This window comes from Thiosulfatihalobacter marinus (assembly GCF_016019955.1).
Taxonomy (GTDB): domain Bacteria; phylum Pseudomonadota; class Alphaproteobacteria; order Rhodobacterales; family Rhodobacteraceae; genus Shimia; species Shimia marinus_A.
This window is the reverse complement of record NZ_JAECRZ010000007.1, coordinates 95,077-110,424: the sequence shown is the minus strand read 5'-3', so window position 1 is coordinate 110,424 and position 15,348 is coordinate 95,077. Positions and strand designations below refer to the sequence as shown.

At 62.4% G+C, this 15,348-nt stretch carries 14 protein-coding genes; 1 reads left to right on the top strand and 13 read right to left on the bottom strand.

The window, feature by feature from the left end:
- Positions 1 to 25: 25 nt before the first annotated feature.
- The 4 genes from recG to sciP all read right to left on the bottom strand — a co-directional run bounded on the left by recG (position 26) and on the right by sciP (position 5,574).
- On the bottom strand, positions 26 to 2,116 hold the full coding sequence (recG, locus tag I3253_RS12190) for an ATP-dependent DNA helicase RecG (protein WP_197917952.1): 2,091 nt from the start codon (positions 2,114 to 2,116) through the stop codon (positions 26 to 28).
- Complete coding sequence (gene ligA, locus I3253_RS12185) at positions 2,113 to 4,365, bottom strand: NAD-dependent DNA ligase LigA (protein ID WP_197917951.1); 2,253 nt, start codon at positions 4,363 to 4,365, stop codon at positions 2,113 to 2,115. Before ligA ends, recG begins: the two co-directional genes overlap by 4 nt.
- Before the next feature lie 117 nt (positions 4,366 to 4,482).
- Positions 4,483 to 5,202: a response regulator transcription factor CtrA gene (gene ctrA / locus I3253_RS12180; protein WP_197917950.1), complete on the bottom strand. Its 720-nt coding sequence runs from the start codon at positions 5,200 to 5,202 to the stop codon at positions 4,483 to 4,485.
- A 93-nt stretch (positions 5,203 to 5,295) separates the two neighbouring features.
- Positions 5,296 to 5,574: a CtrA inhibitor SciP gene (gene sciP / locus I3253_RS12175; RefSeq protein ID WP_197917949.1), complete on the bottom strand. Its 279-nt coding sequence runs from the start codon at positions 5,572 to 5,574 to the stop codon at positions 5,296 to 5,298.
- Positions 5,575 to 5,694: 120 nt separating this feature from the next.
- Between sciP and mnmA the strand changes: the two genes are divergently transcribed.
- A complete protein-coding gene (mnmA, locus tag I3253_RS12170; protein WP_197917948.1) occupies positions 5,695 to 6,840 on the top strand; it encodes a tRNA 2-thiouridine(34) synthase MnmA in 1,146 nt (381 codons plus the stop codon).
- On the opposite strand, the gene I3253_RS12165 is transcribed toward mnmA, so the two are convergent.
- The 9 genes from I3253_RS12165 to rseP all read right to left on the bottom strand — a co-directional run bounded on the left by I3253_RS12165 (position 6,837) and on the right by rseP (position 15,343).
- Positions 6,837 to 7,391, bottom strand: a complete 555-nt coding sequence (locus I3253_RS12165; protein ID WP_197917947.1) for a hypothetical protein — start codon at positions 7,389 to 7,391, stop codon at positions 6,837 to 6,839. The two genes, mnmA and I3253_RS12165, sit on opposite strands and share 4 nt — an antisense overlap.
- Positions 7,388 to 8,551, bottom strand: a complete 1,164-nt coding sequence (gene lpxB / locus I3253_RS12160; RefSeq protein WP_197917946.1) for a lipid-A-disaccharide synthase — start codon at positions 8,549 to 8,551, stop codon at positions 7,388 to 7,390. The genes I3253_RS12165 and lpxB overlap by 4 nt, the downstream gene beginning before the upstream one ends.
- Positions 8,551 to 9,351 carry an LpxI family protein gene (locus tag I3253_RS12155; RefSeq protein WP_197917945.1) on the bottom strand — a complete coding sequence of 267 codons (801 nt, stop codon included), beginning with the start codon at positions 9,349 to 9,351 and terminating at the stop codon, positions 8,551 to 8,553. The genes lpxB and I3253_RS12155 overlap by 1 nt, the downstream gene beginning before the upstream one ends.
- Positions 9,352 to 9,354: 3 nt before the next feature.
- Positions 9,355 to 10,137 (bottom strand): acyl-ACP--UDP-N-acetylglucosamine O-acyltransferase, encoded by a 783-nt coding sequence (gene lpxA / locus I3253_RS12150; RefSeq protein WP_197917944.1) that lies wholly within the window; start codon positions 10,135 to 10,137, stop codon positions 9,355 to 9,357.
- A gap of 2 nt (positions 10,138 to 10,139) precedes the next feature.
- Positions 10,140 to 10,607, bottom strand: coding sequence for a 3-hydroxyacyl-ACP dehydratase FabZ (gene fabZ, locus I3253_RS12145; protein ID WP_197917943.1), 468 nt, complete (start codon positions 10,605 to 10,607; stop codon positions 10,140 to 10,142).
- A 73-nt stretch (positions 10,608 to 10,680) separates the two neighbouring features.
- Positions 10,681 to 11,235: an OmpH family outer membrane protein gene (locus I3253_RS12140; protein WP_197917942.1), complete on the bottom strand. Its 555-nt coding sequence runs from the start codon at positions 11,233 to 11,235 to the stop codon at positions 10,681 to 10,683.
- Between the two features lie 6 nt (positions 11,236 to 11,241).
- Positions 11,242 to 13,593, bottom strand: a complete 2,352-nt coding sequence (bamA, locus tag I3253_RS12135; protein ID WP_197917941.1) for an outer membrane protein assembly factor BamA — start codon at positions 13,591 to 13,593, stop codon at positions 11,242 to 11,244.
- A gap of 186 nt (positions 13,594 to 13,779) precedes the next feature.
- Positions 13,780 to 13,917 (bottom strand): hypothetical protein, encoded by a 138-nt coding sequence (locus I3253_RS12130; RefSeq protein ID WP_197917940.1) that lies wholly within the window; start codon positions 13,915 to 13,917, stop codon positions 13,780 to 13,782.
- A gap of 79 nt (positions 13,918 to 13,996) precedes the next feature.
- Complete coding sequence (rseP, locus tag I3253_RS12125; protein WP_197917939.1) at positions 13,997 to 15,343, bottom strand: RIP metalloprotease RseP; 1,347 nt, start codon at positions 15,341 to 15,343, stop codon at positions 13,997 to 13,999.
- Positions 15,344 to 15,348: the final 5 nt, after the last annotated feature.

The following is a 15,348-nucleotide window of genomic DNA, read 5'->3' as shown; positions in this document are numbered from 1 at the left end:
TGAGAACATTCGGGGAATTAGCGGGCTAACCTACTGAAATCAAACGGATCGCCTGATCCTGTTCCATTAGCCACATCAGAACGCGCGCGGCCCTTCCGCGTGGGCTGACCAGATCCGGATCGTCGGTCAGCAGTTTGCGCGCGTCGCTCTGCGCGATCGCCATCAGCGATGCCTGGTTTTCCAGGTCGCCAATGCGAAATCGGGGCACGCCAGACTGGGCTGTTCCGATCAGATCGCCGGCACCGCGCATCTCCAGATCGGTTTCGGCGATACGGAACCCATCCTCGCTTTCGCGCAACACCTTCAAGCGTTTTTCGCCCGCCTCGCTCAAGGGCGCCTGATACATCAAAAGACAGGTGGATGCTTGCGACCCGCGCCCGACACGTCCGCGCAACTGATGCAGCTGCGCCAGGCCAAATGTCTCGGCCCGTTCGATCACCATGATCGTGGCATTGGGAACATCTACCCCCACCTCGATCACCGTCGTGGCCACCAGAACCTGGGTCTGGCCATCCTGGAACGCCGCCATCGCCGCGTCCTTTTCCGCCGGGGGCATCTGCCCGTGCACCAGCCCCACGATCCCCTCGCCAAGTTCGGCCCGCAGGTGTCTGAAACGGTCCTCGGCCGCCGCCAGATCCACGCTTTCGCTTTCCTCGACCAACGGGCACACCCAGTAGCATTGTTTGCCCTCGCCAACCGCACGGCGCAGATGCGCCACAACCTCGTCCATGCGCCCGGTCGAGACCAGCGCCGTGGAAATCGGCTGGCGTCCGGGCGGCTTTTCGTCCAGCACCGACACATCCATATCCCCGTATTGCGCCAGCGCAAGCGAGCGCGGGATCGGCGTGGCCGTCATCACAAGCACATCCGCCCCGGCGCCTTTCTTGCCAAGTTCCAGCCGCTGGCGCACGCCAAACCGGTGTTGCTCGTCCACAATCGCCAGCCGCAGATCGGCGAAATGCACATCCGCCTGAAACACCGCATGAGTACCCACCAGTATCTGGATGTCGCCGCGCGCCAGCGCCGCAAGTTTGGCCCGCCGTTCCGCCCCCTTGTCACGCCCTGTCAGGATTTCCAGAACAACCCCCGCGCTCTCGGCCAAAGGCCGCAGCCCCGCCAGGTGCTGGCGCGCCAATATCTCGGTCGGGGCCATCATCACCCCCTGCCCGCCGGCCTCGACCGCCACCAATAGCGCCATGAACGCCACCAGCGTCTTGCCCGCGCCCACATCCCCCTGCAACAACCGGTTCATCCGCACCGGACGCGCCATATCCAATGCAATCGCCTCGATCGCCCGTTTTTGCGCCCCTGTTGGCGCATAGGGCAGCGCCGCGCGTACCAGCGCCTGCAAGTCGCCCGTCGCCTGAGATATGATCCCCTTGGCACGCTGTAGCCGCGCCCGCGCCAGCGCCAACGTCAGCTGATGCGCCAGGAATTCATCATAGGCCAGACGTTCCCGCGCCGGATCCCCCGCCGAAATCTCCTTGAGGGATCGGGGCGTATGGGCCTTGTGCATCGCCTCCTGCCAGCCGGGCCAATGCGCCCGGTCCTTCTGTGCCGGATCGATCCATTCCGCCAGTGCAGGCGCCCGCGCCAGGGCCGAGCCGACGGCCCGCACCATGGTTTTCTGCGTCACACCCGCCGTCAGCGGATAAACCGGTTCAAATTCCGGGATCTCCGCGGCCTTATCCGGGCGCAGGATATACTCGGGATGCACCATCTGCGCGATGCCGTCGAAATACTCCACCTTGCCCGACACGATCCGCCGCTCACCTTCTGGCAGAACCTTTTTCAGGTATTCGGGGCGGGCGTGGAAAAACACGATCTGAAACCCTGTCCCCGCATCCTCGGCAGCTATCCTATACGCACCGCCCCGCGCGCGCGGCGCACGGTGGACACCTATCTGCACCTCGACCGTCAAAGTTTCCGGCAGGTCGGCCCCCAGAACACTTTCCCGCCTGCGCCGGTCAATTCCGGAATAAGGCAGCAAAAACAACAGGTCACGAGGTTTGTCAATCTCGATTTGCGCCAGGTGCTGGGCGGTCCTTGGGCCAATCCCCTCCAAGGCGGTCAATTCCCCGAACAACGGGAACAGAATTTCCGGGCGCCCGCTCATAGACCCTCGATCAGCGCCAGCCAGGCATCTTCGTCGATGGTGACGACACCCAGTTCCGCAGCCTTTTTCGCCTTGGACCCGGCGCCGGGACCGGCCACCAGAATGTCTGTCTTTTTCGACACCGATCCGCTGACCTTGGCGCCCAGCGACTCCGCGCGCGCCTTGGCCTCGTCCCGCGTCATCTTTTCCAGCTTGCCGGTAAACACCACCGTCTTGCCCGCCACCGGGCTGGCCTGCGCCGGGGCGGCGGGGGCCTGGATGTCCAGATGTGCCACCAGCGCATCGATCGCCGCGCGCTCGTCTTCATTGGCCAGCGCGTCTGACAACGACAGGCCGACCGTGGCGCCAATCCCGTCGATTCCGATCAGGTCTGCCCAGGCCTCCATCGCCTCATGCGGCACGTCCAGGGGCGCAATCGCGGCATCTCGGGTTTCCTTGATCCGCGCGCGCCGGTCCTCGCGCGCCGCCGCCTGCCGCTCCCGCTCTTCGGCCTCGTCCGCCGCGCGATGGGCCTGTGCAGCCGGTCGGGCGCGATCCACCGCCAAAACCAACGCGTTCCAATCACCGTAATGCAGCGACAGATCCTTGGCGGCCACCTCACCAACATGACGGATCCCCAGCGCAAAGATCAACCGCGCCAGCGCAATTTGCCGCCGCTCGCGGATCGCGGCAAACAGATTCTCCGCGCTTTGCGCGCCCCAGCCATGGCGGTTTTTCAACCGCGCCAGGTTGCCCGCGTCGCGCGTTTCCAGCGTAAAGATATCCGCCGGTTGCCGGATCGGCAGATCCGCGTCGTCAAAGAACATCTCCACCTGTTTCGCACCCAAACCTTCGATATCGAAGGCCTTGCGCGACACGAAATGGCGCAGATTCTCCTTGGCCTGGGCCGGGCAGATCAGCCCGCCGGTGCAATACCGCACCGCGTCCCCCTCTTCGCGAACCGCAGCAGAGCCGCATTCCGGGCAGATCTCGGGGAAGACATAAGGCAGCGCGCCAGCGGGCCGTTTGCTCAGGTCCACATCCGCAACCTTGGGGATCACGTCGCCCGCGCGGTAAACCTGCACCCGGTCGCCAACACGTATATCCTTGCCGTCGCGAATCTCTGCGCCTTTGCTGTCCCGCCCGGCGATGTAATCTTCATTGTGCAGGGTCGCGTTCGACACCACCACGCCGCCAACCGTCACCGGTGCCAGCCGTGCCACCGGGCTCAGCGCGCCGGTGCGCCCCACCTGGATGTCGATCGCGTCCAGCCATGTCCAGGCCGTTTCCGCCGGGAACTTGTGCGCAACAGCCCAGCGGGGCGTTGTTGCGCGAAACCCAAGCCGCGTCTGAAAGTCCAGCCGGTCAACCTTGTAAACCACGCCATCAATGTCATAACCCAATGTCGCGCGCTGGTCCTCGATCCGTCGATACTGAGAAATCATCGCCTCCGGCCCTTCGCATAATGTGGTCAGATCATTGGTGGCAAATCCGAACTCGGCCAGCCGACACACGGCCTGCATCTGCGTTTCTGCCAAGGGTGCGCTAAGTTCTCCCCATGCATAAGCAAAGAAACGCAAGGGCCGGTTGCGCGTGATCGTGGCATCCAGTTGGCGCAACGACCCGGCGGCGGCGTTGCGGGGGTTTGAAAACGTGGGAAGGGCGCGTTGGCCGGCCTGTTGCCGGTCGCGATTGGTGGCTTCGATCCCTGTGTTCAGGGCCGCAAAATCCGCGTGGCTCATATAGACTTCGCCGCGCACCTCCAGCACGTCGGGCGCCCCGTCAATCTGATGGGGAATATCGGAGATGGTGCGCGCGTTTTCGGTCACGTTCTCGCCGGTCTCGCCATCGCCACGCGTGGCCGCGTGCACAAGAACGCCGCCCTCATACCGCAGCGACAGGCCCAGCCCGTCAATCTTTGGCTCTGCGGTATAGGCGATCCCTTCATCGCCCAATCCCAGATAGCGCCGGATCCGGGCATCAAAGTCAAAAACGTCGGCCCCGTCGAACACATTCCCCAAGCTCAGCATCGGCACCGCGTGGGTGATCTTGCCAAACCCGTCGGTCGGTGCGGCGCCAATCTGGTTGGTGGGGCTATCGGCGCGCTTCAAGGCGGGAAAGGCAGCCTCGATTTCGGCGTTGCGCCGTTTGAGCCGGTCAAAATCCGCATCTGTCATCACCGGCGCATCGGCGCCGTGATACGCGGTGTTGGCCTCACGCAGGATCCGGGCCAGACGCGCCAGTTCCTCACGCGCCTGTATCTCTGTCATTTGAGAAACGTCACCTTCGTCGCTCACCGTCGCCCACTCCCCGTCACTTCAGACAAGTGATAGGCGGGGCGGGGCGCGGCGTCCAGAGCCGGGATGGTTCAGACCGTGCGTCGCCGTTCAGGCGCGCAGGGCCATCTGCTCTTCTTCGCTGATGCTGTCCGGTTCGGGGTCGCGCAGCACATAGCCGCGCCCCCATACCGTTTCGATGTAATTGGCACCATCGGTCGCTTCGCTCAGCTTTTTGCGCAGCTTGCAGATAAACACGTCGATGATCTTGAGTTCGGGCTCGTCCATGCCACCATACAGGTGGTTCAGGAACATTTCCTTGGTCAGCGTCGTGCCCTTGCGCAGGCTCAACAGTTCCAGCATCTGATATTCCTTGCCGGTCAGATGAACCGATTTGCCATCGACATCCACCGTCTTGGCATCAAGGTTCACGGCAATGCGCCCGGTACGGATGATGGATTGGGAATGCCCCTTGGAGCGGCGGATAATGGCATGGATCCGCGCCACCAACTCGTCACGATGAAACGGTTTGGTCAGGTAATCATCCGCGCCAAATCCAAATCCCTTCAGCTTGCTTTCCGTGTCATCCGCGCCCGACAGGATCAGAATTGGCGTATCCACCCTGGCCACCCGCAACTGACGCAGCACCTCGTGCCCGTTCATGTCGGGCAGGCCCAGATCCAGCAGGATCAGATCGTAGTCATAGAGCTTGGCAAGATCGATCCCCTCTTCCCCCAGGTCGGTGGCATAAACATTCAGGTTGGCATGGGTCAGCATCAACTCGATGCTCTTCGAGGTGGTGGGATCATCCTCAACCAAAAGCACACGCATATTTCTTTCCTCGCATAGGGCGTCGTTGGAATTAACCGTGAACAAAAAAGGTTAACCTCGGGTTACTGCTACGACAAAACTAGCGGCTTCCCCCTATGGTTGTCTATAGCGCTGTATGGTTGTCGCTTTAAGTGCATCGATTCCATGTTGCGAAACGGCATTCACCCACTCGCTGAACTCCTCGTCACTCAGCCCGTATCGCTCCAGCGCCTCTTCACGGCTGATCAGCCCATAGGCCACCCCGCGCACCACCGCCGCCTTGCGCGACGCGACCCAACGCCGCGTATCTGGCGGGGGCAGATCCGCCTGGCTCATCACCTTGCCATCGGCCAGTGTCACGCAACGCGGCCCATCCACTTTCTTCAGAAACATCGTTATCATCCTTGCAGCTTCGGACATGCTGGGCGAAACCGCTTAACGAGCCATGAAACCGGGGCTTGAGAGTAATTAGGATTTTCCTATATTCTCGTCGACTTCTGATCGGAGATTCGCATGGCCCTTGATGCCGACCCCAAACTCAACTCGCTTGGGTTTGCAAAACCCCCGTCTGAAACCCGCGTGGTGGTGGCCATGTCGGGGGGCGTGGATTCGTCGGTCGTGGCCGCGCGGCTTGCCGACGAAGGCTATGACGTGGTGGGCGTGACGCTCCAGCTTTATGACCACGGCGCCGCCCTGGCCAAGAAAGGCGCCTGTTGCGCGGGGATCGACATCCACGACGCCCGCCGCGTGGCCGAGGAAAAGGGATTTCCCCATTACGTACTGGACTACGAAAACATCTTCCAGGATGCGGTGATCGATGAATTCGCCGACAGCTATCTTGCCGGGGCCACACCCGTGCCCTGCATCCGCTGCAACGAGCGGGTAAAGTTCAAGGACCTGTTGGAAACCGCCCGCGATCTGGAGGCCGACTGTATGGCCACCGGCCACTACATCCAGCGCAAGATCGGCGCAAACGGGCCGGAACTGCACAGCGCCGCCGATCCCCGCCGCGACCAGTCCTATTTCCTGTTTTCGACCACCCGGGAACAGCTTGAGTACCTGCGCTTTCCGCTTGGACACTTGCCCAACAAAGACGCCACCCGCGCGCTGGCCGCCGAATATGGCCTGGCCGTGGCCGACAAGCCCGACAGCCAGGACATCTGTTTCGTGCCCAACGGGGATTACGCCAGCGTGATCGAGAAACTGCGCCCCGGCGCTGCCGAACCGGGCGAGATTGTCGATCATCTGGGAAATGTGCGCGGCACGCATGACGGCGTGATCCATTACACGATCGGTCAGCGCCGGGGCCTCGGGATCGGCGGCCTGACCGAACCGCTCTACGTGGTCAAACTGGATGTCGACGCAAAACAAGTGGTCGTCGGCCCCAAAAACATGCTGGCCACCCGCCAGATCCCGGTACGCGAAATCAACTGGCTGGGCGACGATCCGTTCAACTCGCGCCGCGAATGGCACCTCTCGGTCAAGGTCCGCTCCACCCGCCCCCCACGCGAGGCGATCGTGCGCCCCACGGGGCCGGATACGGCCATGGTCGAATTGCTGACCCCCGAGGAGGGCGTATCTCCCGGACAGGCTTGCGTGTTTTACGAATCCGAAGGCAGCCGCATTTTCGGTGGCGGCTGGATCTGGAAAGGCGCCTAAACCGAATCCGTCGCCGTGTTCAGCAGGACGTAGATTCCCACCGCGATCATCACGAACGGCGCCAGCCGCTCTAATACGGCACCCAACCGCGCCGAAAGCCCCGAGGCACTCAGTCCGGCCAGAACAAGCGCGCTCCCGGCGGCAACCGCGCCGTAAAGCCCGGCAAACCGATACCCCGGCGCAGCGTCCGCCAACAACGGGGCCAGCACCGAGAGGCTGTCGGTCGATACGCTCAGGAAGGTCAACACCAGCGCCACAAAGGTCGAGGGCCGTTCTGCGGTTGCGGGTGCCTCCCCATGGCGGCGCAACAGCTCTCGCAGGCCCAACAGAATCGGCACGACGCCCAGATACCCCACATAGCGCGGAAACGCCTGGGCACCTTCGGCCACCAGAAGCGCCAGGATCAGAATGATCCCCAACGCCAGCGCATAGGCCCCGGCCACCTTGCGCGCGGGCAGCCGCGCCAACAGCGCCACCATCAGCGCCAGATTGTCGAGATTGGTCATCACCAGCGCCAGCGCCGCCGACATGCCATACAGCAACACGCTCACGCGCGCCTCCCCAACCCGTCCAGCACCGCGCGCGCGGCGCGCAGTCCCGGCGCCTCGCCACCCAGCCCCAGCGCCTGCATGGTCTCGGCCATGGCGGCGGCCTGTTCACCGGGGTTTTCCAGCACGTCCAGAACCGCCGGCGCGATCAGGTCCGGGCGACAGTTTTCCGCGATCAGCTCCGGCACCACCCGTGTCCCGCTGATCAGGTTGACCAGCGTGAACGTATCCACCTTCAGCATCATCCCGGCAATCTTGCGCGTCAGCCAGTTCAGATCGTAGGCAATCACCATCGGCGTTCCCGCCGCCGCCAGTTCCAGCGACACCGTGCCGGACGCCGCCAGCGCCACATCCGCCGCCCGGAACGCCGCACGTTTTTCCCGCGCCGCCACCTCGGGGCTCTTGTCTCGCGGGTCGAGCACCACCACCTCCAGGGGCCAGTCGCGCACGGTTTCCCTGACCAGCCCCGCGACCGAGGCGGTTGTCGGCAGCACCACCTTCAGATCGGGCCGCGCTTTCAGCACATTCGCCAGTGTCTGGCCAAAGACCGGCCCCAGCCGCGACACCTCGCCCCGGCGGGATCCCGGCAATGCCAGCAAAAGCGGCGCATCGCCCAGCCCGTTGGTTTCGCGCAGTTCCAAAACCTCGGCATCGTTCGCAACCGGATCGGCCACCACCGGATGCCCCACGAAATCACAGCGCATTCCGGCAGCTTCCATATAGGGCGGCTCAAATGGCAACAGCGCCAGAACCTGGTCGATCATCTTCGCCATCTTGCCGGCCCGCCCCGCGCGCCAGGCCCAGACTGTGGGGGCGACGTAATGCACGGTGCGAATATCGCTGCGGGCCTTGACGATCTTTGCCACGCGCAGCGAAAAATCAGGGCTGTCGATGGTGATCAACACGTCGGGCCTGGCCGCGACCACGGCCTCGGCAGTCTGTGCGATCCGGCGTTTGAGGTGGCGATACCTGGGCAGCACCTCGGCAATGCCCATGACGCTCAGCTCGTCCATCGCAAACAGGCTGTCCAGCCCCTGCGCCTGCATCGCCGGCCCGCCGATCCCCTCGAAGGACACCTCGGGCACCAACTGTTTCAGCCCCGCCATCAGCGCGCCGCCCAGCTTGTCGCCCGACATTTCCCCGGCGACCAGAAACACCTTCATCACAGCACGCGGCCCAAAAGGAACAAACCGGTCTCGTCCAATGCCCGGCGCGTTTCGTCGGCCTGCAACAACAGAACCCTGCCCGCCGAAACCACAATCCCCTCCAGCCCGGCGGCGGCGGCGTTGCGCACCGTGTCCGGGCCAATGGCGGGCATGTCCACCCGCAAATCCTGCCCCCGCTTGGGCGCCTTCACCAGAACACCCCGGCCCCGGCGCAGCGCTTCGGGCGTTTCGCCCACGAACCGCAGCATCGCATCGGTGCCCTGCAAGGTTTCCACCCCCAGGCACAGCCCGGCGGACACCACCGCGCCCTGTCCCACATCCAGCGGCGACAGCGCCAGCAGAATGTCAAACGCCCGCGACGCATCTGCGAGCGCCGCATCCGTTGGCACAGGACCGCCAAACAGCCCCTCGGGCACGGTCAGCTCCGGCAGCAACTCATGCGCGCCGCGCACGCAAAACCCCTGTTCCTCGAACACGGCGATCATCAGGCGCAGGATGCCATCATCCCCGCTCTGCATGGCCGGCAGCAGGCGCGGCGCAATCGCCATCATGCCTGCATCGAACTCGGCCGGGTTCAGCGCCGGACGCCCCATCGCCCCGGCCAGCACCAGGTCACTCGCCCCGCCCGCCCGCAAGGCATCGAACAGCCCGCCCATCCGGTTCAGGCTGTGTTGCTCTACAGGTGCGGGCATCTGGTGGGGCACATCGTCAAACACGATGCGCAGCGCCTCCGGGTAAGCCGCCGCCAAAGCCGCAGGCAACGCCCCCCCGCCGGACAGAATCGCCAAGCGTTGCATCGTTCAGCCCGGAGTCATGAAGTTGCGATCCGTATCGCCCAGGATGAAGGCGACGATCTCTTCCACATAGGCGCTCTCGGTTTCCTCGCCCAGCCTGCGGGCGCGATCCATGAAGGGCCCTTCGCCCTGGGCCAGCATCTGGAACGCCGCGCGCAGGGCGGTGATATCGGCCCGCGACACGCCGCGCCGCTTCAGACCGACAAGGTTCAGCCCATCCAGCACACCGCGTGGCCCCTGGACCAGCCCATAGGGGATCACGTCATTGGGCACCATCGTCATGGCGCCGATAATGGCGCCGCGCCCCACGCGCACCCACTGGTGCAACCCGCTCAGCCCGCCGATGATCACATCATCCTCGACCACGCAATGCCCGGCCACGCCAACCGAGTTCACCACGATCACGCGGTCCCCGATCTGCACATCATGGGCAATATGCACGCCCGCCATGAACAGCCCGTCATTGCCGATCCGGGTCACGCCACCACCGCCCTGCGTGCCGCAATTCATCGTCACATGCTCGCGGATGCGATTGCGCTCTCCGATCACAAGCCGGGTCTCTTCACCGCCAAATTTCAGATCCTGCGGGATCTCGCCGATCACGGCAAACGGGAAGATGATCGTATCCGCGCCCACCTCGGTATTGCCGGTCACAACCACATGGCTTTTCAGTTCGACCCGATCCCCCAGCACAACGCCGGGTCCGACCACGCAAAACGCGCCCACCTTGACGCCTTCGCCAAGCTGCGCGCCCTCTTCAATGATCGCAGTGGGATGAATATCGGCCATGTTCACTCTCCTGGTGTCCAGTCGACATAGGCCGAGAATTCGGCCTCTGCCGCAACGTCGCCCTCAACCGTGGCCACGCCCTGAAACTTGAACAGCTTGCCGCGCGGTTTGCCACGCAGCGTGGTAACGTGCATTTCCATCACGTCGCCCGGCACCACCTTGCGGCGGAACTTGCACTTGTCAATCGACATGAAATAGATCAGCAGATTGGTATCCACCACATCGAACCCGACGCCCAGCATCACACCCGCCGTCTGCGCCATCGCCTCAACGATGGTCACGCCGGGCATGATCGGGGCCGAAGGAAAATGGCCCTGGAAATGCGGCTCGTTGAACGTCACATTCTTGATCCCGCGCGCAGCCGAATAGCCGTCGATATCCACCACCTTGTCAACCAGCAGGAACGGATACCGGTGCGGCAGAATCCGCTGGATCAGTTCGATATCGGCGCTTTTCAGTTCGTTGGACATCCGCAGGCTCCCGCATTGGTCATGATTTGATGCGCCTGTCCCTAGCAACACCGGCGCGGTTGGGCAAGCGCGGCTATTGTTGCTCTGGTACCAGCGTCATGCCATCGCCGATCGCGGTGTTCAGACGCTGGATCGCCTCTTCTGTCACATCCACCGCCTTGTTGGACAACAGCACCGTACGCTGCTCCAGAATGACCGAGGCACCGAACTCGCGCATCAATTCCGCCAGAACCGGCCGCGCGGACTGGATGAACAGCGCCTGCTGCCGCTCCTGGCGCTGGGCGATCTCGCGCGATTTGTTGTCCTGCTGGGTGCGAATCTCTTCCACCCGTACGTCGAACGCATCCGCGACAGCCCGGAAATCCGCGGCTGACATCGCCTTGCGCTTTTCCGTCAGAACGCGCTCTTCCGCGCTCAACTCGGCCTCGATCTTGCGGTTTTCCGCCAACAGGATCGATTGCTCCGCCGCAATCTCGCGCGTGACCCGCTGACCGAACATCGAACGCGCGAACAGCGCCTCGCTGTCGATTGTCAGCACTGGCGCCACCGGTACGCCCAACTGCTGCGCGCCGCCCGCCCCGGCCAACGCCCACACCAGCATCACGACAAGCGCAAGGCCCCGCTTCATATCCGATCAGAACTGGGTGCTGATGGTGAAATCGAAATTCTGCTCACGGTCAAACGCTTCCTTCTTCAATGCCTTGGAGAAGTTGAAACGCAGCGGTCCGATCACCGTATCCCAGAAAATCGAGAACCCGACCACATGGCGCAGGCTGAAGTCCTGGTACAGAACATTGGCCGAGGTTTGATCCAGCCCCCAAAGCGACCCGACATCATAGAACAGCCCGCCCCGGATGCCGATCTCGTCGGCCAATCCCAGCGGGAATTCGGCCTCGAACCGCGCCACCGCGAAATAGTTCCCGCCCAACGCGTCGTCCTGTACGCCACCCGCCTGATATTCGCGCGGACCAATACCATAGGGATCAAAACCACGAATATTGCGGGCCGTGGTGATATAGCGGTCATCCACACGGCTGTCCTTGTCGGGCGAATACAACATCCCACCCTCCAAAACGGCGCGCAGCGTGACTTCCTCGTGGAAGACGCGCGTTTCCGCAACCGCCTTGGCGCCGGTTTTCACAAAGGTGTAATCACCACCCAAACCGCCAAAGTCCTGACCGAATTCCAGCAACACGCCCCGGTTCGGATCCAGACCCGTGTTGCGCGTGTCATACGTGTACTTGTACCCGACCGAACTTTTCCAGATATCGCCACGCGCCGCTTCGGCGTCAATCAGGGATCCGGCTATGCTCTCGCCCGAATTGATGGACATGTCCACGTTCTTCAGCGAATAGTTCAGGTCCAGCCGCCCGAACTCGCTGACCGGAAAGCTCAGTGTCGGGGTGAATTCGCCGACAATGTTCGAGAACCGCGCGTCGCTGGGTTCGTACTCGCGATATCCCAGCGTGAAACCCGCCGCCAGATCACGCCCCAGAAACGCGGGTTCGCCAAAGGAGATACCGTAATCCGTGATTTCCGAGGCGGTCGAAAACGAAAAGCCGAGCGATTGGCCCCGCCCAAGGAAGTTGCGTTCCTTGAACTGTGCCGTCAGGCCAAAGCCGCTGTTGGTTGAATAGGACCCGCCAAACGACAGCGAGCCCGTTGGCTGTTCCTCGACATCCACGTCGATGATCACCTGATCGGGAGAATTGCCTTCGCGGGCATTCACCTCGGCGGAAGAAAAGAACCCCAGGGCCCGGATACGCTCTGCACTCTGGCGGATTTCGCGCGGATTGAACGGGTCGCCTTCAACGATGCGGAACTGCTGACGGATCACGCGGTCCAGCGTGGTGGTGTTGCCCTCGATGTCGATGCGCTCCACAAAGATACGCGGCCCGCGCACAATGGCGAATTCCACATTCAGCGTCAGGTCGCGGTCATTGCGTGTGATGCGCGGGTCGATCCGCACGAAATCCAGACCCTGTTTCAGGCTCAGGTTTTCCATGCGGGTGATCGCGTTTTCCACCTGCAAGGGCGAATAGATCACGCCGGGCTTGAGTTTGATCGCATCCTGGTATTCCTGCGGATCAACCCCGGCCACTTCGCTTACGGTGCTCACATTGCCGAATTGAAACTGCTGCCCCTCTTCAACGTTGAACGTGATGAAATAGCTGTCGCGTTCCCGTGAAAGCTCTGCGTTCACACTGGTGACACGGAAATCCACAAAGCCGCGCGACAGGTAGAAATCACGCAGCACCTGCTTGTCGAATTCGATCCGGTCGTTGACGAACGTGTCCTGCTTGAAAAACACCCGAAACACGCCGGCCTGCTTGGTGCCCAGAACACGGCGCAGGCGGCGGTCGGAATACTCCTGATTGCCGACAAATCCGATGCGCTCGATCTCCACGATACCGCCCTCGAAGATCTCGAATACCAGATCTGCCCGGTTCTCGCTGCGCCGGATAATGCGCGGTGTAACCCGCGCCGCAAGCCGGCCGGACTCGGCATAGGCCTGGGTGATGCGCGCCGCGTCACGCTCTGCCACAGTTGGATTCAGAACCAGCCGGGGTTGTGATTCCACCAGTCCTTCCAGAACATCATCCTTGAGACGCGCGTTGCCTTCAAAACTGATCTGGTTGATCGTCGGATATTCCTTGACCTTGATCACCAGCCTGTTTCCGCTGGGCACCATATCCACGGATTCGAACAGCCCACTGTCCAGAACCCTTTGATAAGCACCGTTCAACTGTCCGCCGCTGACGGCCTGGCCCGTGGTGATTCCTGCGTAATTGATGATGGCAGAGGATTCGATCCGCTGGTTGCCCTCGACCGCGATCGACCCGAAATTGTACTGCTGCGCCAGTGCCAAATTCGGCAGTGCCAGCAAAAGTGCTGAAATCAAAAAGAAAAAGGCAAAGCCAAGCTGCCTGATTCGCGTATAGCCGCCGTCCCTGGCACAGGCCAAGGCTCTTCCTTGTTTGGACATTCCCAAACTCCGCAAGACATCCCAGTTGGAACGTGACTAGCGGGAATGGGACCACTTGTCAAAAGACCAATCGGCGCAGACTGTTGCAATACGGGAGATAAAGTTATCCACAGGCACTGGTATGAACACCACAACCCGCCACATCATCTGGTGGCGGGTTGTGGGTCTCAACCAGTCCCGGAGGGTTCAGAACTGCGCCAGGAACATCCCGATATAGGCACCCAGCATCAACCCGGCCAGAATGGCCGCCGGAAACAACAGCCGATCCCAGTTGATATCGATCAGCAAGCCAATCGCGCGATATCCGTCAGTGATGGTATGCATGGGGATCACCCTGGTTCTGTCTTCATCTGCGCCCAACATAGGCGCGAATTCTGGCAGAATTAGGGCAACGGTCGGGCGGTTATGGGCAGAACAGATCGTTGGTCAGCCCGAACAGCATCAGCCCCAGCACGATAATCAGCCCCATCGTCATCAGCACGCGCAGCGCCCCGTCACTGGGCGGTTTGCCCGTGACCGCTTCATAAGCGTAGAACACCAGATGCCCGCCATCCAGAACCGGTATCGGAAACAGGTTCAGCATCCCGATCGCGGTTGACAGAACGGCGATGAACCAGACAAAGCTCTGCACCCCCTGGCTTGCCATCGCGCCCGAGGTCTGGGCAATGCCCACCGGACCAGACAGGTTACAGCTGCTGATCGCGCCGGTAATCATGTGATACAGCCCCGAAATGGACCCTTCGATGATCCGCCCGGTCTGCTGCACGCCGCTCCATACCGCCGCCGCCGGCCCAAGCGACTCGGTCGCCGGCTCAAAGGCCAGCCCGCCGCCAATGCCGATCCGCCAATAGGTCTGGAACCCGCCATCGGCCTGTGGCTCGTCCACCCGGCGCGGGGTCAGGGCAATATCCTGCTCCTCGCCCGCCCGGTTCACCGTCAGCATCAACGTGCGCCCGTCGCCATTCTCGACCGCATCTTTCAGTTCGGAAAAGGCCACGATCGGTTTGCCATCGATTGCCGTGAACACGTCGCCCACCTGCAAACCAGCGCCATAAGCCGCGGATTTGGGTGCAAGCTGCAATACGATGGGCGGATACAGGTACGGACCCGTCACCTCGATCACCTCGTCAGCCCGGCGCACCTGATAGGGCAGCGGATTGGCCTTGGTCATCTCTTCCCAGAACCTGTCATAGGCCTCGCCATTGCCCAGCGACGGCAGCGCCTGCCCATCGATTGCCAGCACTTCGTCGCCCGGACGCAGCGTATAGCTCACATTCGGAAGCTCCCGCAATTCGCCCACGATCAGCGATTCGCCCACCTTGCCGTTAGACATCAGGACAATCGCGAAAATCAGGATCGACAGGGCAAAATTGAACACCGGCCCTGCCGCCACCGTCGCCGTGCGGGCCCAAAGCGGGGCACCGTGCATGGTGCTGCGCAATTCGTCCTCCGACAGCCGCTCCATCGCCGCGCCATCCTTGCCGCTGGCGGCATTGGAATCGCCCTTGAACCGCACATAGCCCCCCAGCGGAATCGCCGCGATCTGCCATTTCGTGCCGCGTTTGTCATCGCGCGCCCACAGAACCGGACCAAACCCCAGCGAGAACACCTCGGCATGAATGCCCGACCAGCGACCGACAATGTAATGCCCGTATTCATGGATCGCCACGATCACCGACAGCGCCACCACAAAGGCCAGCACCACGAGAATCGAATTTCCGAAGCTCGGGAGAAAGGCGAAAATGTCCAAAACCG